This is a genomic window from Patescibacteria group bacterium (assembly GCA_041659765.1).
Classification (GTDB): domain Bacteria; phylum Patescibacteriota; class Patescibacteriia; order UBA9934; family UBA9934; genus JAGORL01.
Genome location: JBAZXR010000001.1, coordinates 373908 through 394920, shown reverse-complemented (window position 1 = coordinate 394920; position 21013 = coordinate 373908). Strand labels below are relative to the sequence as shown.

23 protein-coding genes are annotated in these 21013 nt (G+C 51.6%); 20 read left to right on the top strand and 3 right to left on the bottom strand.

Annotated features, from left to right (window positions below):
* Positions 1–60: 60 nt before the first annotated feature.
* Positions 61–429, bottom strand: coding sequence for a hypothetical protein (locus tag WC813_02170; GenBank protein MFA5946807.1), 369 nt, complete (start codon positions 427–429; stop codon positions 61–63).
* Positions 430–488: 59 nt separating this feature from the next.
* Here WC813_02170 and WC813_02165 point away from each other — a divergent pair, with 59 nt between their 5' ends.
* The gene (locus WC813_02165) at positions 489–1988 is read left to right on the top strand and encodes a leucyl aminopeptidase (protein ID MFA5946806.1); all 1500 of its coding nucleotides are present in this window, start codon (positions 489–491) and stop codon (positions 1986–1988) included.
* A gap of 764 nt (positions 1989–2752) precedes the next feature.
* Here the strand turns inward: WC813_02165 and WC813_02160 are convergent.
* The gene (locus tag WC813_02160) at positions 2753–3277 is read right to left on the bottom strand and encodes a peroxiredoxin (protein MFA5946805.1); all 525 of its coding nucleotides are present in this window, start codon (positions 3275–3277) and stop codon (positions 2753–2755) included.
* Positions 3278–3395: 118 nt separating this feature from the next.
* Here WC813_02160 and WC813_02155 point away from each other — a divergent pair, with 118 nt between their 5' ends.
* The 14 genes from WC813_02155 to atpC all read left to right on the top strand — a co-directional run bounded on the left by WC813_02155 (position 3396) and on the right by atpC (position 14847).
* The gene (locus WC813_02155) at positions 3396–4598 is read left to right on the top strand and encodes a DUF3179 domain-containing (seleno)protein (GenBank protein MFA5946804.1); all 1203 of its coding nucleotides are present in this window, start codon (positions 3396–3398) and stop codon (positions 4596–4598) included.
* The gene (rsmI, locus tag WC813_02150; GenBank protein ID MFA5946803.1) at positions 4585–5280 is read left to right on the top strand and encodes a 16S rRNA (cytidine(1402)-2'-O)-methyltransferase; all 696 of its coding nucleotides are present in this window, start codon (positions 4585–4587) and stop codon (positions 5278–5280) included. The genes WC813_02155 and rsmI overlap by 14 nt, the downstream gene beginning before the upstream one ends.
* 56 nt (positions 5281–5336) lie before the next feature.
* Positions 5337–6779: a methionine--tRNA ligase gene (gene metG, locus WC813_02145; protein MFA5946802.1), complete on the top strand. Its 1443-nt coding sequence runs from the start codon at positions 5337–5339 to the stop codon at positions 6777–6779.
* 70 nt (positions 6780–6849) lie between these two features.
* On the top strand, positions 6850–7329 hold the full coding sequence (locus tag WC813_02140) for a CvpA family protein (protein MFA5946801.1): 480 nt from the start codon (positions 6850–6852) through the stop codon (positions 7327–7329).
* Positions 7330–7336: 7 nt separating this feature from the next.
* Positions 7337–8197, top strand: a complete 861-nt coding sequence (locus WC813_02135; protein ID MFA5946800.1) for a TatD family hydrolase — start codon at positions 7337–7339, stop codon at positions 8195–8197.
* A 55-nt stretch (positions 8198–8252) separates the two neighbouring features.
* Positions 8253–8513: a hypothetical protein gene (locus tag WC813_02130; GenBank protein ID MFA5946799.1), complete on the top strand. Its 261-nt coding sequence runs from the start codon at positions 8253–8255 to the stop codon at positions 8511–8513.
* A complete protein-coding gene (atpB, locus tag WC813_02125) occupies positions 8452–9300 on the top strand; it encodes a F0F1 ATP synthase subunit A (protein ID MFA5946798.1) in 849 nt (282 codons plus the stop codon). The genes WC813_02130 and atpB overlap by 62 nt, the downstream gene beginning before the upstream one ends.
* Positions 9301–9402: 102 nt before the next feature.
* Positions 9403–9621 (top strand): ATP synthase F0 subunit C, encoded by a 219-nt coding sequence (locus tag WC813_02120; GenBank protein ID MFA5946797.1) that lies wholly within the window; start codon positions 9403–9405, stop codon positions 9619–9621.
* A 28-nt stretch (positions 9622–9649) separates the two neighbouring features.
* Complete coding sequence (locus tag WC813_02115) at positions 9650–10192, top strand: ATP synthase F0 subunit B (GenBank protein ID MFA5946796.1); 543 nt, start codon at positions 9650–9652, stop codon at positions 10190–10192.
* Between the two features lies 1 nt (position 10193).
* Positions 10194–10577, top strand: coding sequence for a F0F1 ATP synthase subunit delta (locus WC813_02110; protein MFA5946795.1), 384 nt, complete (start codon positions 10194–10196; stop codon positions 10575–10577).
* Between the two features lies 1 nt (position 10578).
* Positions 10579–12087: a F0F1 ATP synthase subunit alpha gene (gene atpA, locus WC813_02105; protein ID MFA5946794.1), complete on the top strand. Its 1509-nt coding sequence runs from the start codon at positions 10579–10581 to the stop codon at positions 12085–12087.
* Between the two features lie 5 nt (positions 12088–12092).
* Complete coding sequence (gene atpG / locus WC813_02100) at positions 12093–12953, top strand: ATP synthase F1 subunit gamma (GenBank protein ID MFA5946793.1); 861 nt, start codon at positions 12093–12095, stop codon at positions 12951–12953.
* Between the two features lie 6 nt (positions 12954–12959).
* Complete coding sequence (gene atpD, locus WC813_02095; protein MFA5946792.1) at positions 12960–14324, top strand: F0F1 ATP synthase subunit beta; 1365 nt, start codon at positions 12960–12962, stop codon at positions 14322–14324.
* Between the two features lie 85 nt (positions 14325–14409).
* Positions 14410–14847, top strand: a complete 438-nt coding sequence (atpC, locus tag WC813_02090; protein MFA5946791.1) for an ATP synthase F1 subunit epsilon — start codon at positions 14410–14412, stop codon at positions 14845–14847.
* A 48-nt stretch (positions 14848–14895) separates the two neighbouring features.
* Here the strand turns inward: atpC and WC813_02085 are convergent, their stop codons facing one another.
* Positions 14896–15234: a hypothetical protein gene (locus tag WC813_02085; protein ID MFA5946790.1), complete on the bottom strand. Its 339-nt coding sequence runs from the start codon at positions 15232–15234 to the stop codon at positions 14896–14898.
* A gap of 48 nt (positions 15235–15282) precedes the next feature.
* On the opposite strand from WC813_02085, the gene WC813_02080 reads away from it, so the two are divergent.
* From WC813_02080 to mreC, 5 genes are all read left to right on the top strand, one after another.
* Positions 15283–18267 (top strand): ATP-dependent DNA helicase, encoded by a 2985-nt coding sequence (locus tag WC813_02080; GenBank protein ID MFA5946789.1) that lies wholly within the window; start codon positions 15283–15285, stop codon positions 18265–18267.
* 85 nt (positions 18268–18352) lie between these two features.
* Complete coding sequence (locus WC813_02075) at positions 18353–18664, top strand: hypothetical protein (protein MFA5946788.1); 312 nt, start codon at positions 18353–18355, stop codon at positions 18662–18664.
* 10 nt (positions 18665–18674) lie between these two features.
* Positions 18675–19076, top strand: coding sequence for a hypothetical protein (locus WC813_02070; protein ID MFA5946787.1), 402 nt, complete (start codon positions 18675–18677; stop codon positions 19074–19076).
* 85 nt (positions 19077–19161) lie between these two features.
* Positions 19162–20202, top strand: coding sequence for a rod shape-determining protein (locus tag WC813_02065; GenBank protein MFA5946786.1), 1041 nt, complete (start codon positions 19162–19164; stop codon positions 20200–20202).
* A 6-nt stretch (positions 20203–20208) separates the two neighbouring features.
* Complete coding sequence (gene mreC / locus WC813_02060; GenBank protein MFA5946785.1) at positions 20209–21012, top strand: rod shape-determining protein MreC; 804 nt, start codon at positions 20209–20211, stop codon at positions 21010–21012.
* Position 21013 lies beyond the last annotated feature (1 nt).

Sequence of the window (21013 nt, the reverse complement as noted above, 5' to 3'; positions counted from 1 at the left end):
AATTTTCGTCAAGCCTTAGCATATTTTAAAAATAATTGCCGGCAGCGTGGTTCTGCCGGCTCACGAGTCACTGCCTGGAGGCTCGAAAACATTTTTTCCGTCTGGTACGGACTTCCTTCCGTTTGGCGCGGACTTCTCGTGGGGCTGCACCCAGCTATAGATCCCGGTTGCCAGGCTCAGCAGATTACCGCCGAGAATGGCGCTGTAGGATATGGTGAAGTATATCTGCTCCTTTGTCAGACCACCTATGGCGACGGTAAAGACGGAAAGAACTAAGAGTGCCACCCGGATGGCAATGACGTACTCCCTGAAACAGGTGGAGCGTGGCAGGAAGAAATCTATTAAGGCAGTTACCACAATGAGCGTAGAGAGCACGAACGCTGAAAAGGGGAGCATGGGGACCTCCAAAGTAACCGTAAACACTATCATAAAGATAGGAGAGACACAAGGGTTGACTAATCTCCAAAAATGCGCGAAAAATACACTATATGCAGATCAACGTCCTCAAGGCTACGGCGGGAACATGTCAGGCGAACCTGATTGTTATTCCGGTGTTTGGCGGGAAGACTTTTAGCATTAAGAACGTGAAGGGGATTCCGGCGGAACTTGTCGATAGATTCATGGTGTCTGTTGAGCGGACAGGATTTGCGGGGAAGCTGTACGAGACGGTTTCGCTCCAACTCCCGGTTGGTGGCAATGCGGACGCAATTCTTGTGATCGGGTTGGGGGAGAAGAAGTCATCAAATCTCCAGGCCATTCGTGAAGCCGTTGGGATGGCTACAGGCATGGCCAGAAAAAACGGCATGAAGTCTGTTGGTTTGATTTTGCCTAAGGAGTTGTCGAAGTCAGCCATTGCAGAGGCCGCAGCAACGGCTGCGATTCTGAGCGACTACTCGTTCGACACGTATAAGAAGGAAGCGAGCAATAAACATCTCGACCTGTTCGTAGTCGCGACGGAAGAACGTGGGCAGTTACTGGCCATGCGGAAGGCAGTGGAACACGCCGAGACGTTGTGCGACGGGTTGACTGTAGCTCGTGACCTCGTGAACACGCCGGGAGGACATATGACACCTTCACTCCTTGCAGACGCAGCGATCGAAATTGCCAAGTCCTCAAACGAGATGGTCGACGTAAAAATTCTCGAGGCTGCAGAATGTGAGAAGCTCGGGATGGGGTCTTACTTATCTGTCGCAAAAGGCAGTGGGCAAGAGCCAAAGTTTATTCATCTGATTTACAAATCGCCGAGACCCTCAAAGAAGACTGTAACTGTTGTCGGGAAAGGTGTGACGTTCGATTCGGGTGGCCTTTCACTCAAGCCTGCTGACGGCATGATGACCATGAAGTGCGATATGGCGGGAGCAGCGGCCGTGCTTGGTTTTTTTGCTACGCTTTCCAGATTGAAACCACGCGTAAACATCCACGGCGTTATCGCTGCCACTGAGAACATGCCAAGCGGACACTCGACTAAGCCTGGAGACGTCGTTAAATCGATGAACGGAAAAACAATCGAGGTACTGAATACGGACGCAGAAGGTCGCCTCACGCTGGCTGACGCGATGACGTACATTCAGCGCGAAGTGAAGCCGGACGCGATGATCGACCTCGCTACGCTGACTGGTGCTGTAGTCGCTGCGCTGGGGGAGGAAGTAGCCGGAGCTATGGGGAATGACAAGAAGCTCATGAAAGAAGTTCTGGACGCATCTGAAGAGGCGGGGGAGCGCACCTGGGAGCTCCCACTCTTTGAGCGCTACGCCTCACTTGTTAAGTCTGAGGTGGCGGACCTACGTAACATTTCAACTTCGCGTTACGGGGGAGCTCTGACAGCTGGTTTGTTCTTGGCCGAGTTTGTGGAGGACAACACGCCGTGGGTTCACTTAGACATCGCCGGCCCCGCTTTTGCCGAGAGACCACTGTCGACGTATGTTGGAAAAGGCGGAACAGGATTCGGAGTCGGGACGCTCGTCAAGTACGTTCAGAATCTCGAATAAATAAAAATAGTGTTGTCTCGAAATTGGAGTCGGATTACCTCCTAACAATTTCTCGTCAACACTATTTTTATTTATTCTCGTATCTATAAAAAGCGAAATCCCCCTCCTTGCATCGTTTGCAAGTGGGGGATCAAGCGATCGTTACGAGCCGTCATCGCCGAGCGAGCTCAGCGGTGGCGAACTTGGAAAGTCACCCTAGGACGTAACGAGCGAGTCAAGACGCGCGTTTAATTTTTTGTGCGCGTTGGCCTGTGCGTGGATCCACGGCCTTTTTATATTTCGGTTGCCTGATGCTTCCTAACGAGAGCGTCCTCTCGTCCACCATCGGCTTCCTAGTCCTCTTCCTTGTTGGTCGGTTTGGCCGGCCAGCACGGTTCGCACCGGTTGGACTGGGTCCTGCGCGTTTTTGAATTACTGCGCGCTTTTGAACCCTCCGTTGCTATCTCATCATCTGACCTCTGACCCGAGGTATTAACTCGTTGTCTGAGGTTCGGTCTGGCAGAGAATCACCAGGTTCCGATCGCCGTTCCCAACAGCGTACCTTGCTCCTACCGCACACCCCCATAATTTCAGAGGGCACAATTCCGGTTAGGGTCGTGGGGTTCGCGGTCCTGGCTTGGGTGCCTAACGTGTGGTGCGTGTTCGCTAGTTGAGGCAGGGCCCCTCTTGGTCTACGTACCGCCACATTCGACAAGAATTAGTATATCAAAAAAACGGCCTATTGTCAAGCCGTTTCTCTGTTTATATAGCCAGTATTAGCTAAATTATGCTTTTCCGAGTGTCTTCTCGCCAGGTTCCCATTCTACAGGACACAGCTCGCCGGACTGAAGTGCCTCGAGTACTCGCAGAACTTCTTTAACCGAGCGGCCTACAGAGCCAGCAGAAATCACTGCGTACTTCACAATTCCTTCTGGATCAATGATGAATAGCCCGCGGTCAGCGCTGCCGTCATCTTCGTTCAGCACACCGTAGTCTCTGGAGACGCGTTGCGTGGTATCAGCCAGGATAGGATAGGTGACTTCTGGCAAGTCTTTCTCGAACCAGTTTTTATGGCTCCACTCAGAGTCCGTGGACGCGCCGACCACCTTTGCACCGAGTTTGGCAAAGTCTGCCTCCATTTTCTGGAAGCCCTTAATTTCCGTAGGGCAGATAAAAGTGAAGTCACGTGGGTAGAAAAATAAGATAAGCCAGCCGCCTTGGTAATCCTTGAGGCTTGTTTTAGTGAATTCGCCCTTTGTATACGAGGTCACATTTTCAAAACTAGGAGCCGATTTGTTGATGGAGATCATAGGTTGTGTAAGTATAAAGTATTAATGGGTAAACCGTAAAGCCTACGGAGTGATTTCAGGCTTCAATACTTTACCACTTTACGTTTTACTCAGTTCCCATTACTCTGTATGCATTCCTATGAAGAAACAGCTGCAAAAATTTCTCCCCTTAATTGTCGGTTTGATTGTCCTCGTGCTTCTAGTTTCGGTACGTGCTTGGCGTTTGTCTATTATGCCGGCTGACGGACGCTGGCCGAATGTGGCGGGCGGCACGTACTCCACGCCGGTCATGAAGAACGGGGTTAACTATTTTGTGCCGCCGGATGAACTTTATGACAACGGCATGGGGAAGGATGGTATCCCGGCCCTGAACGCTCCTGTGTATGTCTCGGTAGCTACGGCGGATGAAGTATTGGATGACACGGTGGAAGGTCTTGATGTTGAAGTAGACGGTCAGCACCGGTTTTACTCTTTTCAAATTTTAAGCTGGCACCAGATAGTGAATGACAAGTTCGGCAATAGGGAGTTGCTCGTTTCGTACTCGCCCTTGTGTGGCAGCGCGGTGGTCTATGACCGCGTAGTTGAGGACGGCGTCACTAGAAACTTTGGCGACAACGGCCAAGTTTATAACAACTGTCCGGTATTTTACGACTCAACTACTACGAATTTGTGGGACCAGGCTTCAGGCGCGCTCGTCGCTGGTCATGATCACGCCACGTCACTCACTCGTTACTCAAGCGTTGTTATGACCTGGGATGCCTGGAAGAAGGCCAATCCCAATGGGGAGGCTCTGTCTACGGAAACTGGTTTTGTTCGTGACTACCGCCGTCATCCTTACGGCAACTACGAAAAGAATACCTCGCTTTTTTTCCCGGTTAACAAAACCGATACTCGTCTAGGTTCAAAAGATGTGGTGCAGGATTTTCAGTTCGGTGAGACGCACGTGGGGGCAACGGCCAAGTTCTTGTCATTCGTTAAAGAGCCAAACTACTTTTCAGCCGAGGCAGGTTTTGGTCAGGCTGATTACGTGGCGTTCGTGAGCGAGCACAACCAAGTTCATCTGTTCAACCGAACTATTGGTGACCGGACCTTGACCTTTATTAAGGAAAATGGCGAGACCAAGGACAAAGAAACAGATTCTCGTTGGACTCCGGAAGGACTCTGCATTAAGGGTAAGCTTAAAGGCAAACAGCTGGCGGAGATTTTCCCGAGCGCCCGCTACTTTGCTTTCGCTTATGTTTCTCATTTCCCAACGGCCAAGCTCCTGGGCGATGAAATGTTCGATCAGGCAAACATACCAGCGCCTACGCCAGCGCCAACTGAAATAAATGTCGGATTCTAAAGGCCAACCCTTCGACCCTGCTCAGGGCAGGCTCTTCATTGTCGCCACGCCGATTGGTAACCTCGGTGATATTTCTGCGCGCGCGAAGGAGATCCTTGGTTCTGTCGATCTTGTGTTGTGCGAGGACACTCGAGTCACCAGCCGACTCTTGGCGCATCTCAAGATTACGCCGAGCACGATGAGTTTTCACGAACACACGGACCCGCTCAAGCGCAAGCACATAGTCGAGATGCTCCTTGAGGGCAAGAAGATCGCGCTCGTCACAGATGCGGGAACGCCGGCTATCTCAGACCCTGGTGGATTCCTCGTGGCCGACGCGGTGGCGAACGGAATTACCGTAACGCCAATCCCCGGAGCGAGTGCAATTATTGCCGCGCTATCGATTTCTGGATTCCCGCTCGACCGTTTCACTTTCCTTGGCTTCCCACCACACAAGAAGGGGAGAGAGACCTTCTTCCGTGAAGTCATTGAGGCTGACCACGTACAAGTATTTTACGAAGCAACTCATCGGATCGAAAAAGCCCTCGAGTCCCTCAGCTCTTGCCCTAAGCCCCTCGTGGTTTGCCGCGAGCTGACCAAGTTACATGAGACAATATATCGTGGAACAGCTGTTGAGGTACTGAAAGCCCTGAAGGAGACGAGTATGAAGGGAGAGTTCGTGGTTGTGGTTGGCAAGCGTTAAAGCTACTTGAACTCCGTGTTTGTCCTAGATATCCTGGACAAACTTTGACATCACTTATGCCAAACTACTACATCACCACCACACTTCCGTACGTCAACGCCGATCCGCATATTGGGTTTGCGCTTGAGATCATCCAGGCGGACATGATCGCACGGTATCACCGAGCAAAAGGTGATAAGGTGATTTTTAATACTGGTACTGATGAGCACGGCCAGAAGATTTACAAGAAAGCTCTTGAACTCGGCGTAGACCCAAAGGCCTATTGCGATGAGTACGCGGCCAAGTTTCACGAGCTGCGCGATCAGCTCAACTTAACGTACACGCATTTCATTCGCACGACTGACCAGAAACACATCGAAGCCGCGCAGGAATTTTGGAAGCGTGGTGATGCGTCAGGTGACATTTATAAGAAGCAGTACCAGACCAAATATTGCGTTGGTTGCGAGCTCGAAAAGACAGATTCGGACCTCGTCGACGGCAAATGCCCGGTTCACCCGAAGATGGAGATAGAACTTCGTGATGAAGAAAACTATTTCTTCCGCTGGTCAAAGTATGAGAAGGCGATTCTCGACCATTACGCCGCACACCCAGATTTCGTTATCCCGAACGAAAAGTTCAACGAGATTAAAAACTTCGTGAAAGGCGGTTTGAACGATTTCAGCATCTCGCGCCTTAAAGAAAAGATGCCGTGGGGCATTGCGGTGCCGGGTGACGAGGAACACGTCATGTACGTCTGGTTCGATGCGCTGGTAAACTATATTTCAACTCTCGACTGGCCAAAGAAGGGCGACTTCGAGAAATTCTGGCCCGGTGTCCAGGTAGCCGGAATCGACAACTTGAGACAGCAGAGTGCGATGTGGCAGGGCATGCTGCTTTCGGCTGGCCTACCAATGAGCAAGCAGATCTTCATTCACTCGTTCATCACGGTAAACGGACAGAAGATGAGCAAGTCGCTCGGCAACGTGATTAATCCAAAGGACCTTGTCGCGAAATACGGCACGGATGCTGTCCGCTATTTCTTGTTACGCGAAATGCCAACCGGCACGGACGGTGACTATTCAGAAATGCGCATGGAAGAACGCTATAACGAGCTAGCCAACAACCTGGGGAACCTGGCCGGCCGCGTAGCCGCCATGGCGAACAAGTATTTTGAAGGAGTAGTTGGTGAGGCAGTATTCGACCATGCGGGGCTCGACAAGTCGCTCGACGCCTCGCTCGCTGAATACAACTTCAAACAGTACATCGAGCACGTTTGGACAGTCATCGACTCGGCCAATCACAAAATCGACGTCGAGGCTCCCTTCAGACTCGTCAAAATGGATGCAGAGGCAGCAAAGAAGTCCCTGGCAGAACTAGCGGCCATGATCCGCTGGGTAGCAAGTGCTTTGGCTCCGGTCATCCCTGCCACGAGTGAAGAGATTCTAAAGCGTTATAATACGGAGAAGCTCATTCATGGCGAGCCACTGTTCCCGAAACGAGAGGATGTTCAGTCATCCTGAACGTAGTGAAGGATCTGATTGGTTACCATTCAGATTCTTCGTCGCTCGGAGCTCCTCAGAATGACCCCCTATGCAACCAATCTTTGTCGACATTGTTTTCGCAGTTCTTGCACTCCTTCTCTGTCTTCAGGGCTGGCACAAGGGCTTTGTTAAGATGGCTGGCAGTCTGATTGCCTTGGCAGTTTCCGTGGTTATCGCCACCTGGGGGGTGGCCTGGTTTGAAAGCGTGAGCGGCTGGCATTTCAGCGGTAACCCCGTTCTGTTTATTATCGTCTTTTTGCTGGTGACCCTGGTTTTGACGAAGCTGATGGGCTTCGTGATCACGCTGCTTGATCTGGCTCGCAAAGTACTTTCAATTATTCCCGGGATTAGCATGTTGAACAGCATCCTGGGCTTTGCGGTTGGCGCGGTCGAAGCTGGTATGGTGGCCTTAGCTATTGCCTTTGCTACGGTGAACTTTTTCCCGCAGAGTGATATTAGAAATGCTTTTGTGCAGTCGTATACCGTGTCCAATGCTATAAATGCGCTCGTGAAGATGAACGTCCTGTAGGAACACTATGAAATTCATCGACACGCATTGCCACGTTCACTTCCAGGCCTTCAAGGATGATATGGACGAGGTTGTCGAACGGTCGCTCAAGAACGGCGTAGGGATGATTACCGTGGGAACCCAGTCCACGACGAGTAAGAATGGTTTGGCCTTGGCCGAGCGTTATGACGGGGTATGGTGCACCATCGGGCTTCACCCGAACCACTTGCACGCTCAGGAATTTGCTGATGACAATGAGCTATCGCCGAGTGACCCTCAACACACGCATGGCGTGAAGATTAAGACTCGGGCTGAACATTTTGACGCCGCTTATTACGGCGAGCTAGTCAAGCATCCAAAAGTAGTGGCGATTGGCGAATTTGGTTTAGATTATTTTCGAGTTCCGCCCGGGGTTGATTTAGAAACCTTAAAGGCCGAACAGTCTTTAGCGGTACGTGAACAAATGCGTTTTGCGACACAATCGTCAAAGCCGATTGTCATTCACTGCCGAGACGCTCACGCAGATCAATTCCAATTATTGAAGGATGAAATCGATAACGGCGGTCTGAAGCGCCGGGGCGTTATTCATTGTTTTACCGGCTCAGCTGAAGAAGCCGCTAAGTATAGAGAGATAGGTTTTTATGTTTCTATCACCGGCATCGTGACCTTTGGCAAAAACGTCATGGCCGCTGTGAAAGAGATTCCGTTGGAACAAATTTTAGTTGAAACAGACTCGCCGTACCTATCGCCAGCACCCATGCGCGGGAAACGGAACGAGCCGAGTAACGTTGTGCATGTTGCCGAGACTATCGCGAAGTTGAAGGGGGTGAGCGTGGATGAAGTGGCTAGGGTTACTACAGAAAACGCTATGAGGCTGTTTGGTTTGTAATTCTCCACACTCTTCTTGACCCTCAGCTCAGGATCACATATACTACCCGCGTTTTATGGCAGGGGATGATGTGCGGAAATACTATGTGTTTGCCTTGCGGGCGTTTGCAGACGTGCTCGGGACCATTCTGGTTCCGGCAGTTGCGGCGGTCGTGATCAAGAACGCGTTCCACCTTCCGACCACCATCTTTCTCGCCCTCCTGGTAGCTGCCTTCATTCTGACGGCTCTTGTCCTCGCGAAAAAGATTTCTCAGTATGGCCGATCGTTCCAACAACTCAACCGGTCTCAAGATGAGCTTCGCCGCTCTGGCAGCTGAGCCGTTGTTCAATATTGGTCAGTTCACAGTCACAAACTCCTTGCTGAACGCTTGGATCTCAGTGGCGGCGTTTTGCGTTGTGGCGTTTATTGCCTCCCGTCGCAAAACGATTGTTCCGCGCGGCGTGCACAATTTGATTGAAGCCGTCATCGAAGGACTTCTGAGTGAAGTGCAGAAAGTGACTGGTGACCGGAAACGAGCCCTCATGTTCTTTCCGGTGGTCGCCACTTTGTTTTTGTACATCCTAGTGAACAATTGGATGGGCTTGTTGCCGGGTACAGGAACAATCGGTTGGACCGGTGGTGAGCATGGTTTTTTGCCGCTTTTTAGACCAGCCGCAGCTGACTTGAACTTTACCCTGGCGATCGCGGTTTTTTCCGTGGCCATTGTGCAGATTGCCGGAGTGAAAGCTACTGGGCTCGTAAACTACGGCAGCAAATTCATGAACATTCGCGGCATCTTCCTAGCTATTCCTAAGGGGCCAACGGCCATTGCAGTGGCTATCATTGAGTTCGGCGTAGGGCTCATTGAGATCGTGAGTGAATTCGCTAAAATTGTTTCGCTGTCGCTACGTTTGTTCGGCAACGTTTTTGCTGGAGAAATTTTAATCGGCGTGATGATGAGTTTGTTTTCGTTTGTTCTTCCTATCCCTTTCATGTTCTTGGAGATTCTCGTCGGCGCTATTCAGGCCACGGTGTTCTCTATCCTTGTCTTGGCGTTCTTGACCGTGGCCACGGACTCGCACGGACATGGGGACGAGGAACATCACGAGGCCAAGGCGCACTAATTCGATTGGTTACAGGTTGCTGGTTACAGGTTGCGGGTTGCAGGTTAGGGCAGATACCCCTAGTCTCCAAGCCGTAAGTTATAACCATTAAATGTATACGTTATGAACGCAGAAACGATGTTGTTAATTGCTAAGGCCTTGGCTATCGCAGTTGGTGGTTTTGCTCCAGCCTTCAGCATTGGTTTGATTGGCTACGCTGCTATGAACAGCATCGGCCGCAACCCAGACGCAGCTGGTAAGATCTTCGTGCCAATGTTGCTCGGCATGGCCTTTGCTGAAGCTATCGCTATTTACGCTTTGATCATTGCCTTCACCCTCTAAAAAAGTGAGCCTTGTTTAACGTCGAGCTATGGCCGAATCCACCACACACTCAGAAGAAGCTGCGCCAGCAGGCATTGCCGGAGTTGCTCAGACCTTTGGTCTGCAGCCCGCGCTGTTTGCTGGTCAGCTGGTTAACTTCCTCATCGTTCTTGGGGTGTTGTGGATTTTTGCGTACAAGCCAATTCTCAAGATGCTGGCTGAGCGTGAAGCGCGGATTGAGAAGAGCGTGAAAGACGCTCAGGAAATTGAGAAGCGCGTCCTGGCTAATGAAAAAGAACGGGCCGCACTGTTAGCGTCAGCGCAGAAAGAGGCTCAGGAATTGCATGCTAAAACGGTGCTGGAAGCTGAGGCTCGTAAAGTGGAGATGGTTGAGGCCGCTAAGCGGGAAGTGGAACGCGTCATTCAGAAGGGCAAAGAGCAGCTGAAAGACGAACACACGGCCATGATGATTGAAGCCAGAAAAGATCTGGTGGAAATTGCGGTGAAAGCCGCGGCTAAAATCATTTCAACTGATATGGACGAGAAGAAATCAAAATCGCTCGCCGAAGAGGTGGTGCGCAAGCTCACTTAATATGAAGAAAAGCTTGAAACCTCTTGCGCGGAGTATCGTCGAACAGCTCGCCGAGCTCAAGCCGGCCGAGGTTGAGAAAGAAATGGTCAAAATTGTCCGTTTTCTTCAGGAAGAAAGTTTGCTCGGCCGCTGGCGCGAACTGGAGAAAGAAATCCATCAAGCCTGGCGTAATAAGTTTGGCGCCAGCAAGGTCACTGTTCTCTCTGCCCACGAACTTTCCAAGACCGCTCGTCAGCAACTGGAAGACTCTGTCAAAGGAGCCGAGCTGATTGAGCGGGTAGACGAGCGGCTAATGGGCGGGGCTGTGATCCGGATTGATGATAGGCGACTGGACGGTTCCATTATTGGTGCCCTCCAAAGACTGAAGAACACCTTGCTCGCATAGTATGGCCAAAAAAATGGATATCATTGAATCATTGCGTGCTCAGGTAGCCGCCTTTAAATCAGGCGTTGAAGAAGAGCGAGTTGGAACAATCGTTTCTTTCTCTGACGGTGTGGCCCGCATGAGCGGGTTGTCTAACGTCATGAGCCAAGAAATGCTTGATTTCGGCGGCGGCACTTTTGGTATCGCCCTAAACCTTGAGGAAGAAACAACCGGTGCAATTTTGCTGACTGCTAGTCCGACGACTAAAGCAGGTGACTCTGTTAAGGCCACTGGCCGCATTTTATCTATTCCGGTGGGTGACGGCATTATTGGCCGCGTAGTGGATGCTCTTGGTAATCCAATTGACGGCAAGGGTGCGGTGACTGATACCACCTTCGTGCCAGTTGAGAAAATTGCGCCGGGCGTCATGGCTCGTGAGGCTGTGGGCGTGCCGATGCAGACAGGCATTAAGGCGATTGACGCCTTGATCCCGATTGGCCGCGGCCAGCGCGAGCTAATCATTGGTGACCGCCAGACCGGCAAGACAGCTATTGCTATTGATACGATTTTGAACCAGAAAGGCGGCAACGTGAAATGCGTTTACGTCGCTATTGGTCAGAAGGAATCGAAAGTCGCACAGATCCGTGCCCGCTTTGAAAAAGCAGGAGCCATGGAATACACCACGATTGTCTTGGCCGGCGCTTCTGATCCAGCCGCCATGCTTTACATTGCGCCATACTCTGGCTGTGCTATTGCTGAGTACTTCATGGCGAAGGGCGAAGACGTGCTGATCGTTTACGACGATCTTTCTAAGCACGCCTGGGCTTATCGTGAAATCTCCTTGCTCTTGCGCCGCCCACCAGGACGCGAGGCTTATCCAGGTGACGTTTTCTACTTGCACTCTCGTTTGCTTGAGCGTTCAGCTCGGGTTAACAAAGAAAACGGCGGGGGATCTATCACCGCTCTTCCAATCATTGAAACCCAGGGAGGTGACGTAGCTGCGTACATTCCGACTAACGTAATTTCAATTACGGACGGTCAGATCTACCTTGAGTCCGATCTCTTCTACAAGGGTCAGCGCCCAGCTTTGAACATCGGTCTCTCGGTGTCGCGTGTGGGTTCGGCCGCCCAAACTAAGGCCATTAAGAACGTAGCTAAGACCCTCAAAGTTGACCTCGCACAGTTCCGTGAGCTTGAAGCGTTCGCGCAGTTTGCTACAGATCTCGACGAAGCTACCAAGAAGCAGATCGAACGCGGTCGCCGCTCCATGGAGCTCATGAAGCAGAAGCAGTATTCGCCAATGAGTTTCGCCGAACAAGCGGTGGTGGTGTACGCCCTAAACAACGGCTTGCTCGATTCTATTCCAGTGGCTGATATTTTGCGCTTTGAAGAAGAGTTCTTGGCCCTGATGCACGGCGTAGGCGCTAACGTGCTCAAAGATATTACCGAGAAGAAGGATTTGGTCGCCGAGAATAAGGCCGAGCTGGAGAAGTTACTTAAGAGTTTCATTGAAGGCTTCAAGAAAGCCTAAACGCTATGGCTCAGTCCAAAAAGGCAATTCGCCTTCGGATCAAGTCCGTGAAAAACACGCGCAAGATCACGAAGGCTATGGAACTAGTGGCTGCATCTAAGATGCGCCGCGCGGTTCAGTCTGCCTTGCGGAGCCGCTCTTATGCGGAAACGGTGACTGAGGCTATGCGCTCGGCCGCCGCCGGAGCACCTGCCAATGTTCAGAACCTTTTGCTCACCGGAAATCCAAAAGCTGAAAAAACACTCCTGGTGCTTTTCTCCTCTGACCGAGGACTGGCTGGAGGACTTAACGTAAACCTCGCACGCCTCGCGCTCGAGTTCGCGCGTAACACGGGAACGGAGAAGCTCGATGTTGTAGCAGTGGGCAAAAAGGGCGGAGACGCTATGGATAGGGCAGGGGTTAAAGTAATTGCCCGCTTCGGAGCCTTGTCGAACAATCCCGCTTTCGCTGATTTACTCCCCGTCGCGCGTCTAGCGCTAGACGCCTTCATGAAGGGCGAATATAAGAAAGTTACAATCGGGTTTACACATTTCATCTCGGGTATCTCTCAGAAGCCAGAAATGATCGACCTTCTGCCAATGAAGTTTGAGAAGACTGGTGAGAAGTCAGAAGAAATCCTCTTCGAACCTTCTCCCGCGGATGTCTTCGACCGAATGCTTCCGGCAGTTGCCAGAACCATGCTCTGGCAGTCACTGCTGGAATCTGGGGCCAGTGAACACGCGGCGCGCATGCTCGCCATGAAGAATGCTTCAGACGCAGCTAAGGACATGCTCGACGCCCTCACATTTACTTACAACCAGGCACGTCAGGCGGGCATCACGCAGGAGATTGCAGAAATCAGCTCGGGTAAGGCAGCTCTAGAATAAAAACATATGAAAGGAATAATTTCTCAAATCATTGGTGCGGTGGTGGACGTCCGCTTTGAAGGTGAACTCCCCCCGGTACTCTCAGCTCTGACCGTAAAAAACGGTTCGACTCTTTTGACGCTTGAAGCCGCTCAGCACCTTGAAGGTGGTATTGTCCGCACTATCGCCATGGGCGCTACGGACGGTCTTACTCGCGGTAGCGAAGTGACGGCGACTGACAAGCCGATTTCTGTGCCCGTCGGTCCCGAGACCCTTGGTCGTATGCTTGATGTGACTGGCGAGCCGATTGATGGCCTTGGTCCAGTAAAGGGCAAGCGCAAGGATCCTATTCACCGCGAAGCTCCACCTTTCACCGAGCAGTCCACGGAAGCTCAGGTTTTTGAAACAGGTATTAAAGTCATTGACCTCATCTGTCCTATCTTGAAAGGTGGAAAGACCGGTCTTTTTGGCGGCGCTGGTGTGGGTAAGACCGTGCTCATTCAGGAACTCATCCATAACATCGCTAAAGAGCACGGTGGTTACTCTGTCTTCGCTGGCGTCGGCGAAAGAACTCGCGAAGGAAACGACTTGTACATGGAAATGAAGGACTCGAAAGTTCTTGAAAAGACGGCGCTCGTCTTCGGACAGATGAACGAACCACCAGGTGCTCGCGCTCGTGTCGCTTTGACTGGTCTTACTCTCGCCGAGTATTTCCGCGATGACGAAGGCCGCGATGTTCTAATGTTCATCGACAACATCTTCCGCTTTACGCAGGCCGGCGCTGAAATGTCGTCCCTTCTTGGTCGCATCCCGTCTGCTGTGGGTTACCAGCCAAACTTGGCTACAGAAATGGGTCTTCTTCAGGAGCGCATTACTTCGACCACGAAAGGTTCGATCACCTCTATTCAGGCTGTTTACGTTCCTGCAGACGACCTTACCGATCCAGCTCCAGCGACGACGTTCGGTCACCTCGACTCGACAGTGGTTCTTTCCCGCGCTTTGTCTGAGCTCGCCATTTATCCAGCCGTTGACCCACTCGACTCAAGCTCGACCATTCTTGACCCGAACATTGTTGGTCAGGAACATTACGATGTAGCTCGTGCTGTCCAGAAAGTTTTGCAGCGCTATAAGGACCTCCAGGACATCATTGCCATTCTTGGTATGGACGAGCTTTCTCCAGATGACAAGCAGACCGTAGCCCGCGCCCGCAAGATTCAGAAGTTCCTCTCCCAGCCCTTTAACGTCGCTGAGCAGTTTACTGGCTCGCCAGGTAAGTATGTGTCCCTCAAAGACACTGTCCGCTCATTCAAGGAGATCCTAGAGGGTAAGCACGACGACAAGCCAGAGCAATCTTTCTACATGAAGGGATCGATCGAGGAAGTTTCGAAGTAATTCGTCTCCACTCTGAGCGAGAGCGAAGAGTCCGACTTTCCCCTCTGAGGGTCGGATCCTTCGCATAGCTCAGGATGGGAACCATATGGGAACTCTTAAATACAAACTAGTCACTCCCGACCGGGTGGTTGCTGAAGGCGAGACGCCTTCTTTGACCGTGATGACGGAAGCTGGCGAGATTACTATCTTACCCGGACATATTCCGCTCGCCACGCTTCTGATGCCAGGCGAGATGCGTGTTGGAACTGGTGAAAACCAGGAACTCCTCGCTGTCTCCGGTGGGCTCCTCAAGATCGAACCTGGGAACAACATTCTCATCCTGGCTGAGACCGCCGAGCATTCTCATGAGCTTGAGCTCGGAGCTATCGAGGAAGCCAAGAAACGTGCCGAGGAAGCTTTGACCGCTGCCCGCGGTAAAGACGCCGTCAGTTACGCTGACGCTGCCGCCCACCTCGAACGCGAACTTGCGCGCTACCGCGTTGCGCTCAAAGGAAAGGGTAAACAGAGAAATCTTCCAGAATAAAAAGAGAGCCCCTTCGCGCGATGCGTTGGGGCTCTTTCGTTAGGACGTTCATTTGTCGTTCTCGCGGACCAGACGGGCAACGACTACGACGGCCACCCGACGGCTGGCACCGATAAATCGCTGGATGGTGACGGGTGGAATGTTGTCGTAGGCTTCACGCGGGAGGATGAGGGATCGCCGTTTGGAGGTAATCCGGTCTTCCACTAGTTGAACTACGAGCTTGTCGGTTTCGTCGATCCCGTAGTAGACGAGCAGAGTCTGATCTGCGTCTTCGAAGTCACCGGTGATATCGATAACCTTGAGCGTGATGGCCCGACGACCGTTCGCATCTGTCATCTCTTCTTCGTATTCCCCGGGCGTAAGGAGATCAGCCACGGTTCCCTCCACACCCCCTCTAGCTGAGAAGGTCTGTAATGAGGTTACAATAGCCGGACTATGGACGCAAACTCCTTACTTGATGGCTTGAACTCGGAACAATTGGCAGCCGTGACCCACGGGGAAGGCCCGCTCATGATTATTGCTGGTGCTGGTACGGGTAAGACTAAGGTAGTAACCACGCGTATTGCTTGGCTGATTGAACAAAAGCTAGCCGAGCCGAACGAAATCCTGGCGTTGACCTTTACGGACAAAGCCGCGAATGAAATGGAGGAGCGCGTCGACCGATTGTTGCCGATGGGTTACCTCGACCTCTCGATCTCGACATTTCACTCTTTTTGCGAAAAAGTTTTACGTGAGCACGGCATTCATATTGGGATTCCCTCGGACTTTAAAATGTACACAGAGGTCGATTGTTGGCTACTCATGCGCCGGAACATCGACAGATTTGAGCTCGACTATTTTAAGCCCCGCGGCTCGCCGACCAAGTTCTTAAGGCAATTGCTCCAGCATTTTTCGCGCGCCAAAGACGAAGGTATTACGCCGGAGAAATATTTGGTTGCGGTCGAGGACTTGAAATCAGTCATTCTGAGCGGAGCGAAGAATCTGAATGGCCAATCAGATCCTTCGGCGGGGCCTCAGGATGACTCTTCGAAACTCGAACTCCAGAAGTGGGAAGAACTTTCGAGCGCGTACGCTATGTACGAAAAGTTGTTATCCGAGCAACACGCTATTGATTTCGGCGGTCTGCTTTTGTTGACTCTCGAGCTCTTTAAAACTCGGCCAAATGTTCTTGAGGAATACAAGCGGCGTTTTAAATACATTATTGTCGACGAGTTCCAAGATACGAACAGCATTCAGAACGAACTCGTAAAGATTCTCGTGCACGAACCACGAAATATCACGGTAGTGGGGGATGATGATCAGGCTATTTATAAGTTCCGTGGGGCAGCCCTCGCCAATATTCTAGAGTTCCGTACGGACTTCCCAGATGCAGCACGCGTGGTGTTGACGCGAAACTATCGAAGCGGCGCAACCATTCTTGACGCTGCCTACAAGTTGATCCAAACGAACAACCCACACCGTCTTGAGGCGAGTGAGGGCCTGTCGAAGAAGCTACAGTCGCACACCGAGACGAACGGCCTTGTTCATCATCTCCACTGCGCGACGAGTACCGAAGAAGTAGAGTCAGTCGTGAACGAAATAATCGCTAAGCACGAAAGTGGGGAAGCGGAGTGGAGTGATTTTGCCATCCTTGCTCGTTCTAATGACGCCACGGACCCATTCCTCGAGGCTCTTGAGCGAGTCGGAGTTCCGTATCACTTCGTGGCGCTTTCTGGCCTGTACACGAAACCGATTATTCTCGACTCCATGGCCTACATGCGTGCCGTGTGCGAGCCTTATCATTCCCCGGCCATGTATCGGTTGCTGAGTCACCCACGGCTTGGTCTGACCGAGAACGACCTGTCCGAACTCATGCGCTATGTTCGCCGTAAATCCGGAGGCGCAATTATCGACGGCATGCGGTCTATGACGCAGGCGATTGGTCTGTCACTCGACGGCCGCAACCGTGTCATGCAGATCACACGGATCATCGAAGAACTTCGGGAGAAGGCTAAGCGTCTCCCGGTTACCGAATTATTCGTATCCGTCCTCAAGGACACCGGGCTCCTCGGCGACCTGAAAATTCTCCCCGAGGCTGAACAGCAGGAGATATTCAGGCACCTCGAAGGATTTCTCGCTCGCCTGAAACGTTACGTTATTGCTAGCCCGGACAACAAATTACTCCCCGGGTTCTTAGAGGAGTTCGACGCCGAACGTGAGGCAGGAGAGGCGGGCGGTTTGAAACCGGATAATGAGGAGGGGCCGGATGTGGTTAACATCATGACCATTCACGCCGCTAAGGGTTTGGAGTTTAAGTATGTGTTCGTGGTGAACATGATTGAACAGCGGTTCCCGTCCGTCTCAAGGAGCGACCAGCTGCCTCTCCCCCCAACGCTAGTAAGAAAAGTCGATGCGGCTCTTGATGACCACGTGGCCGAGGAGCGACGCCTATTCTACGTCGCTATTACCCGCGCCAAAGAAGGGCTGTATTTGTGTTCGGCGGAAGACTATGGTGGAACCCGTAAGCGCAAGCCGTCCCGATTCCTTGCCGAACTCGGCTACGAGGTTCAACCGACGGAGAAGAAAAAGAAAACAACGACGGATGATATTCTCGATGAACGAGGCAAGGTTGTGGTCAGCTCCGGTGAGGCCGAAATAAAGTTGCCGACAAAGTTTTCTTTTTCTCAGGTCGCCGCCTTCGGTTCCTGTCCTCTCCAGTATAAGTACGCACACATTCTCAAAATTCCTACCTTTGGCCGTCATCAATTCAGCTTTGGTCAAAGCATGCACTTGACGCTCGAGAAATTCGTCAAAGCCATGCTCCCCGACCAAACCGACATTCAGGTGGATCTCTTCAGTAGCCCATCACCTAGTACCTACCATCTTCCCTCAGAACGTCAGTTGCTCGAGATGTACGCAGCTACGTTCATCGACGAGTGGTACCCGGATTCAAAGACCCGAGAGCAGTACCGACGGCAGGGAGTTGATGCTCTCACGGTCTTTCATCGCAAGGTCGTCGAAAACCAGCCGAAGCCATTTCTGCTTGAAGCTGGCTTTACGCTTAAGATCGGCGATATTCTCATGAAGGGTCGGATCGACAGAATTGATTCCGTAGAAGGCGGCGTAGAAATCATTGACTACAAAACAGGCCGGGCTAAAGAAAAATTAGAGTGGGACGATCGCCGTCAGCTGGTCCTCTACGCCCTTGCGGCCGAGCAGTGCTTTAACCCGCCCCTCGTCGTGAAGGCGTTGACGTACTATTATGTCGAAACAAATGAGACGATGAGCTTTGCGCCGACTGACAAGGACAAGGAAAAGCTGTTGGACGAAATCAAGGACACTGTGGGCGCCATTAGAACCAGTACCTTCGAGCCAAAACCCGGACCGTTTACCTGTAAGTATTGTGACTTTAAAGATATCTGCCCGTTCTCGCAACAGTAATAGAGTAAAACGTAAAGATTAAAGTATTAAAGCCTGAAATCCATTCAGAACTTTACGCTTTATTCTTTAATACTTTACGCTTCTTATGAAAACATTCGGCAGTCTTACTGATTCAATTCTCGCTCGCCATGGTATTGGCAAGCAGGTTTTGGCTGCTCAGGTGGTCCGGAAGGCGCAGGAGAAGCTTGTTGCCCTTATCCCGCCGGAGTTTCAGCGCGACATGAAAATTTTGAGTTTCAAGGATAAGGAGGTGACGATTGCCTGCCAAAATCCAACTGCCCGGTATGAGGCTGATACGGTTGCGCCACAGGTTGCCCGGTTGCTCGAGGAAGATTTTCCGCAGCTCTCTATCATCTGTGTGGCCAAGCTTCGGCCAGAAGCGTTTATGGATATATAATGAGGCTGCTATGAACCTTCGACAGTACATTGCTATTCTTGCTCTCGGGACAACCGTTTCCTTAGTCGCTTGGGTCATTATTCTTCAGGCGATGGACCCTTTTACCGCCGGCCCGTTAGCTTTGGCGATTTTTTACATCACGCTAGGCAGTGGTTTGGCTGGGCTCCTGACTATTATAGGCACGGTTCTCCGCGCGAGTAGATTCCCAGAAGCAGGGGCTGGGGTGGCGGTTATTCGCTCTTTTAGACAGAGTGTTTTATTGAGTGTGCTGATTATCGTCTCTTTAGTCTTCATGAGTCTTGAGATGTTCTCGAGCCCCGTTCTACTTGTACTCATTGGCCTTTTGGCGCTCATCGAGTTTTTCTTTCTCATTTTCCAAGATCGGAGATCATTTGAGCATCCCACCGAATAGACGTAATCCTCCCGGGCTCAGTACTTAGCCCACACCCCTCCTTGTTTGTGCGAGTGACCCGTGATGAAATGCGAGCGGACAGCCTATGTTCAGCCGAGTTTTTGGACGATTTTCAAAAGATATTGCGATTGACCTCGGAACCTCAAATACCCGAGTTTTTGTGCGTGAGCGTGGAATCGTGATGCACGAGCCGTCGATTGTTGCCGTTAACACCCGCACGAATCACATTCTGGCCGTTGGTACTTCAGCCAAAGATATGCTTGGCAAAACACCGCCGCATATTGTGACCACGCGTCCGTTGACCAAGGGTGTCATTTCCGATTTTGAAATTACGGAAAAAATGTTGAAGTACTTTGTAGACAAAGTGCATGAGGACACCTTCACTCTCGTCCCGCGCCCGCGCATGGTGATGTCTGTTCCGCTCGAGATTACAGAAGTAGAACGCAAGGCTGTTGAAGACGCCGCGCTCTCGGCCGGAGCTCGCGAAGCATTTCTAGTTGAAGCTCCGCTCTGTGCAGCTATCGGTGCTGGGCTGCCTGTAGAGGATTCCGTGGGCAGCATGATTGTGGATATTGGCGGGGGAACAACAGAGATTGCCGTGGTCGCTCTCGGCGGGATTGTCACCTGGAAGTCATTGACCGTGGCTGGCGATGAAATGACGAAGAGTATCACGCAGTACGCCCGCGACGTTTTTAACTTGTTGATCGGTGAACGCGTGGCGGAAGAAGTGAAATGGAGAATTGGTACGACCATGGATTTGGGTTCACCGATGGAGATGGAAATGCGCGGCCGCTATTTAATTAACGGGCTTCCTCGGCAGGTCATGGTGACTGATGCTCAGATCCGCGAAGCGATCTACCGAAACGTTCAAATGATCGTGGAGAACATCAAGGCAACTATTGAGATTACGCCGCCGGAAATCGTTGCTGATATCTATGAACGAGGCTTGGTGCTCGCCGGGGGCGGGGCACTGTTGAAGGGGATCGATAAAACTATCGCTCGCGAAACTGATATCCCGGTGCGGATTGCTGACGATCCATTGACCTGCACGGTGCGTGGAGCTGGAGCTCTTCTGGATAGGCCAGACTTCCTAAAGGATGTGTCGCTGCCAACCGCTAATAACTAACCGCGTGTGTTAGACAAGCCCACACTTTTTTCAAGGCTCAAGCCTCTCCTCGCGTTTCTGGCGGTGATCGTTGTGTTCTTTATTGTCAAACGTTTGCCAATCATCGGCGGGGGCATTCGGACCGGAGAGGGGATACTGTCTGACGCCGGAGCGGTTATTTCCCGCGGGGTAACGCGTTTCTTTGCCTCAGAAGATTCGTTGACCGCTAGATTATCCGTTTGTTTGGAAGATAAAACAGCCCTGGCTCGAGATGCTGTCGAATTTGAAAAACTGAAAGATGAAAATGCGGAATTGCGTGAAGAGCTGGCTTACACTGAGCACGTCAATACTGCAGGAATAGCTGCGATGATAATTGCCAAGTCACTGCCGGAAGACCCGTTGCGGGTGGTGATTGACCGCGGCCGTGCCGATGGGGTGAAAGAAGGTTCAGTAGTGGTTGTAGGACAGGGTGTGGTTCTGGGCACAATCAAGAGCATTGATGAGCATAGCAGTTTGGTTACGTTGTTAACCGGAATTGAAAGTAAGGTTCCGGCGGCGATCATCGGCAAGAAGCGGACCATTGGGCTCGCCGAGGGGCGCAATGGAGCCGTGATGAATATTAATTTTATTCCGCGTGATGCAGACGTGGCGCGAGGCGACGTGGTCACGACGAGCGGACTTAATGGAAATATTCCCGAAGGCTTGCTGCTCGGCACGGTTACTGAAGTGATCGATTTGCCCAGCGCTCCATTTAAGAGCGCTCTCCTTGAGCCGTTTGCTGACCCCCTCGAGTGGTCTCATGTTTTAATTCTTCCGCCCAGCGCATCTTAAT

Bases quoted from the DNA above. Each gene is read 5' to 3' on its own strand.
- WC813_02170 (MFA5946807.1), bottom strand. From the start codon at position 429: ATGATAGTGTTTACGGTTACTTTGGAGGTCCCCATGCTCCCCTTTTCA.
- WC813_02165 (MFA5946806.1), top strand. From the start codon at position 489: ATGCAGATCAACGTCCTCAAGGCTACGGCGGGAACATGTCAGGCGAAC.
- WC813_02160 (MFA5946805.1), bottom strand. From the start codon at position 3,277: ATGATCTCCATCAACAAATCGGCTCCTAGTTTTGAAAATGTGACCTCG.
- WC813_02155 (MFA5946804.1), top strand. From the start codon at position 3,396: ATGAAGAAACAGCTGCAAAAATTTCTCCCCTTAATTGTCGGTTTGATT.
- rsmI (MFA5946803.1), top strand. From the start codon at position 4,585: ATGTCGGATTCTAAAGGCCAACCCTTCGACCCTGCTCAGGGCAGGCTC.
- metG (MFA5946802.1), top strand. From the start codon at position 5,337: ATGCCAAACTACTACATCACCACCACACTTCCGTACGTCAACGCCGAT.
- WC813_02140 (MFA5946801.1), top strand. From the start codon at position 6,850: ATGCAACCAATCTTTGTCGACATTGTTTTCGCAGTTCTTGCACTCCTT.
- WC813_02135 (MFA5946800.1), top strand. From the start codon at position 7,337: ATGAAATTCATCGACACGCATTGCCACGTTCACTTCCAGGCCTTCAAG.
- WC813_02130 (MFA5946799.1), top strand. From the start codon at position 8,253: ATGGCAGGGGATGATGTGCGGAAATACTATGTGTTTGCCTTGCGGGCG.
- atpB (MFA5946798.1), top strand. From the start codon at position 8,452: ATGGCCGATCGTTCCAACAACTCAACCGGTCTCAAGATGAGCTTCGCC.
- WC813_02120 (MFA5946797.1), top strand. From the start codon at position 9,403: ATGAACGCAGAAACGATGTTGTTAATTGCTAAGGCCTTGGCTATCGCA.
- WC813_02115 (MFA5946796.1), top strand. From the start codon at position 9,650: ATGGCCGAATCCACCACACACTCAGAAGAAGCTGCGCCAGCAGGCATT.
- WC813_02110 (MFA5946795.1), top strand. From the start codon at position 10,194: ATGAAGAAAAGCTTGAAACCTCTTGCGCGGAGTATCGTCGAACAGCTC.
- atpA (MFA5946794.1), top strand. From the start codon at position 10,579: ATGGCCAAAAAAATGGATATCATTGAATCATTGCGTGCTCAGGTAGCC.
- atpG (MFA5946793.1), top strand. From the start codon at position 12,093: ATGGCTCAGTCCAAAAAGGCAATTCGCCTTCGGATCAAGTCCGTGAAA.
- atpD (MFA5946792.1), top strand. From the start codon at position 12,960: ATGAAAGGAATAATTTCTCAAATCATTGGTGCGGTGGTGGACGTCCGC.
- atpC (MFA5946791.1), top strand. From the start codon at position 14,410: ATGGGAACTCTTAAATACAAACTAGTCACTCCCGACCGGGTGGTTGCT.
- WC813_02080 (MFA5946789.1), top strand. From the start codon at position 15,283: ATGGACGCAAACTCCTTACTTGATGGCTTGAACTCGGAACAATTGGCA.
- WC813_02075 (MFA5946788.1), top strand. From the start codon at position 18,353: ATGAAAACATTCGGCAGTCTTACTGATTCAATTCTCGCTCGCCATGGT.
- WC813_02070 (MFA5946787.1), top strand. From the start codon at position 18,675: ATGAACCTTCGACAGTACATTGCTATTCTTGCTCTCGGGACAACCGTT.
- WC813_02065 (MFA5946786.1), top strand. From the start codon at position 19,162: ATGTTCAGCCGAGTTTTTGGACGATTTTCAAAAGATATTGCGATTGAC.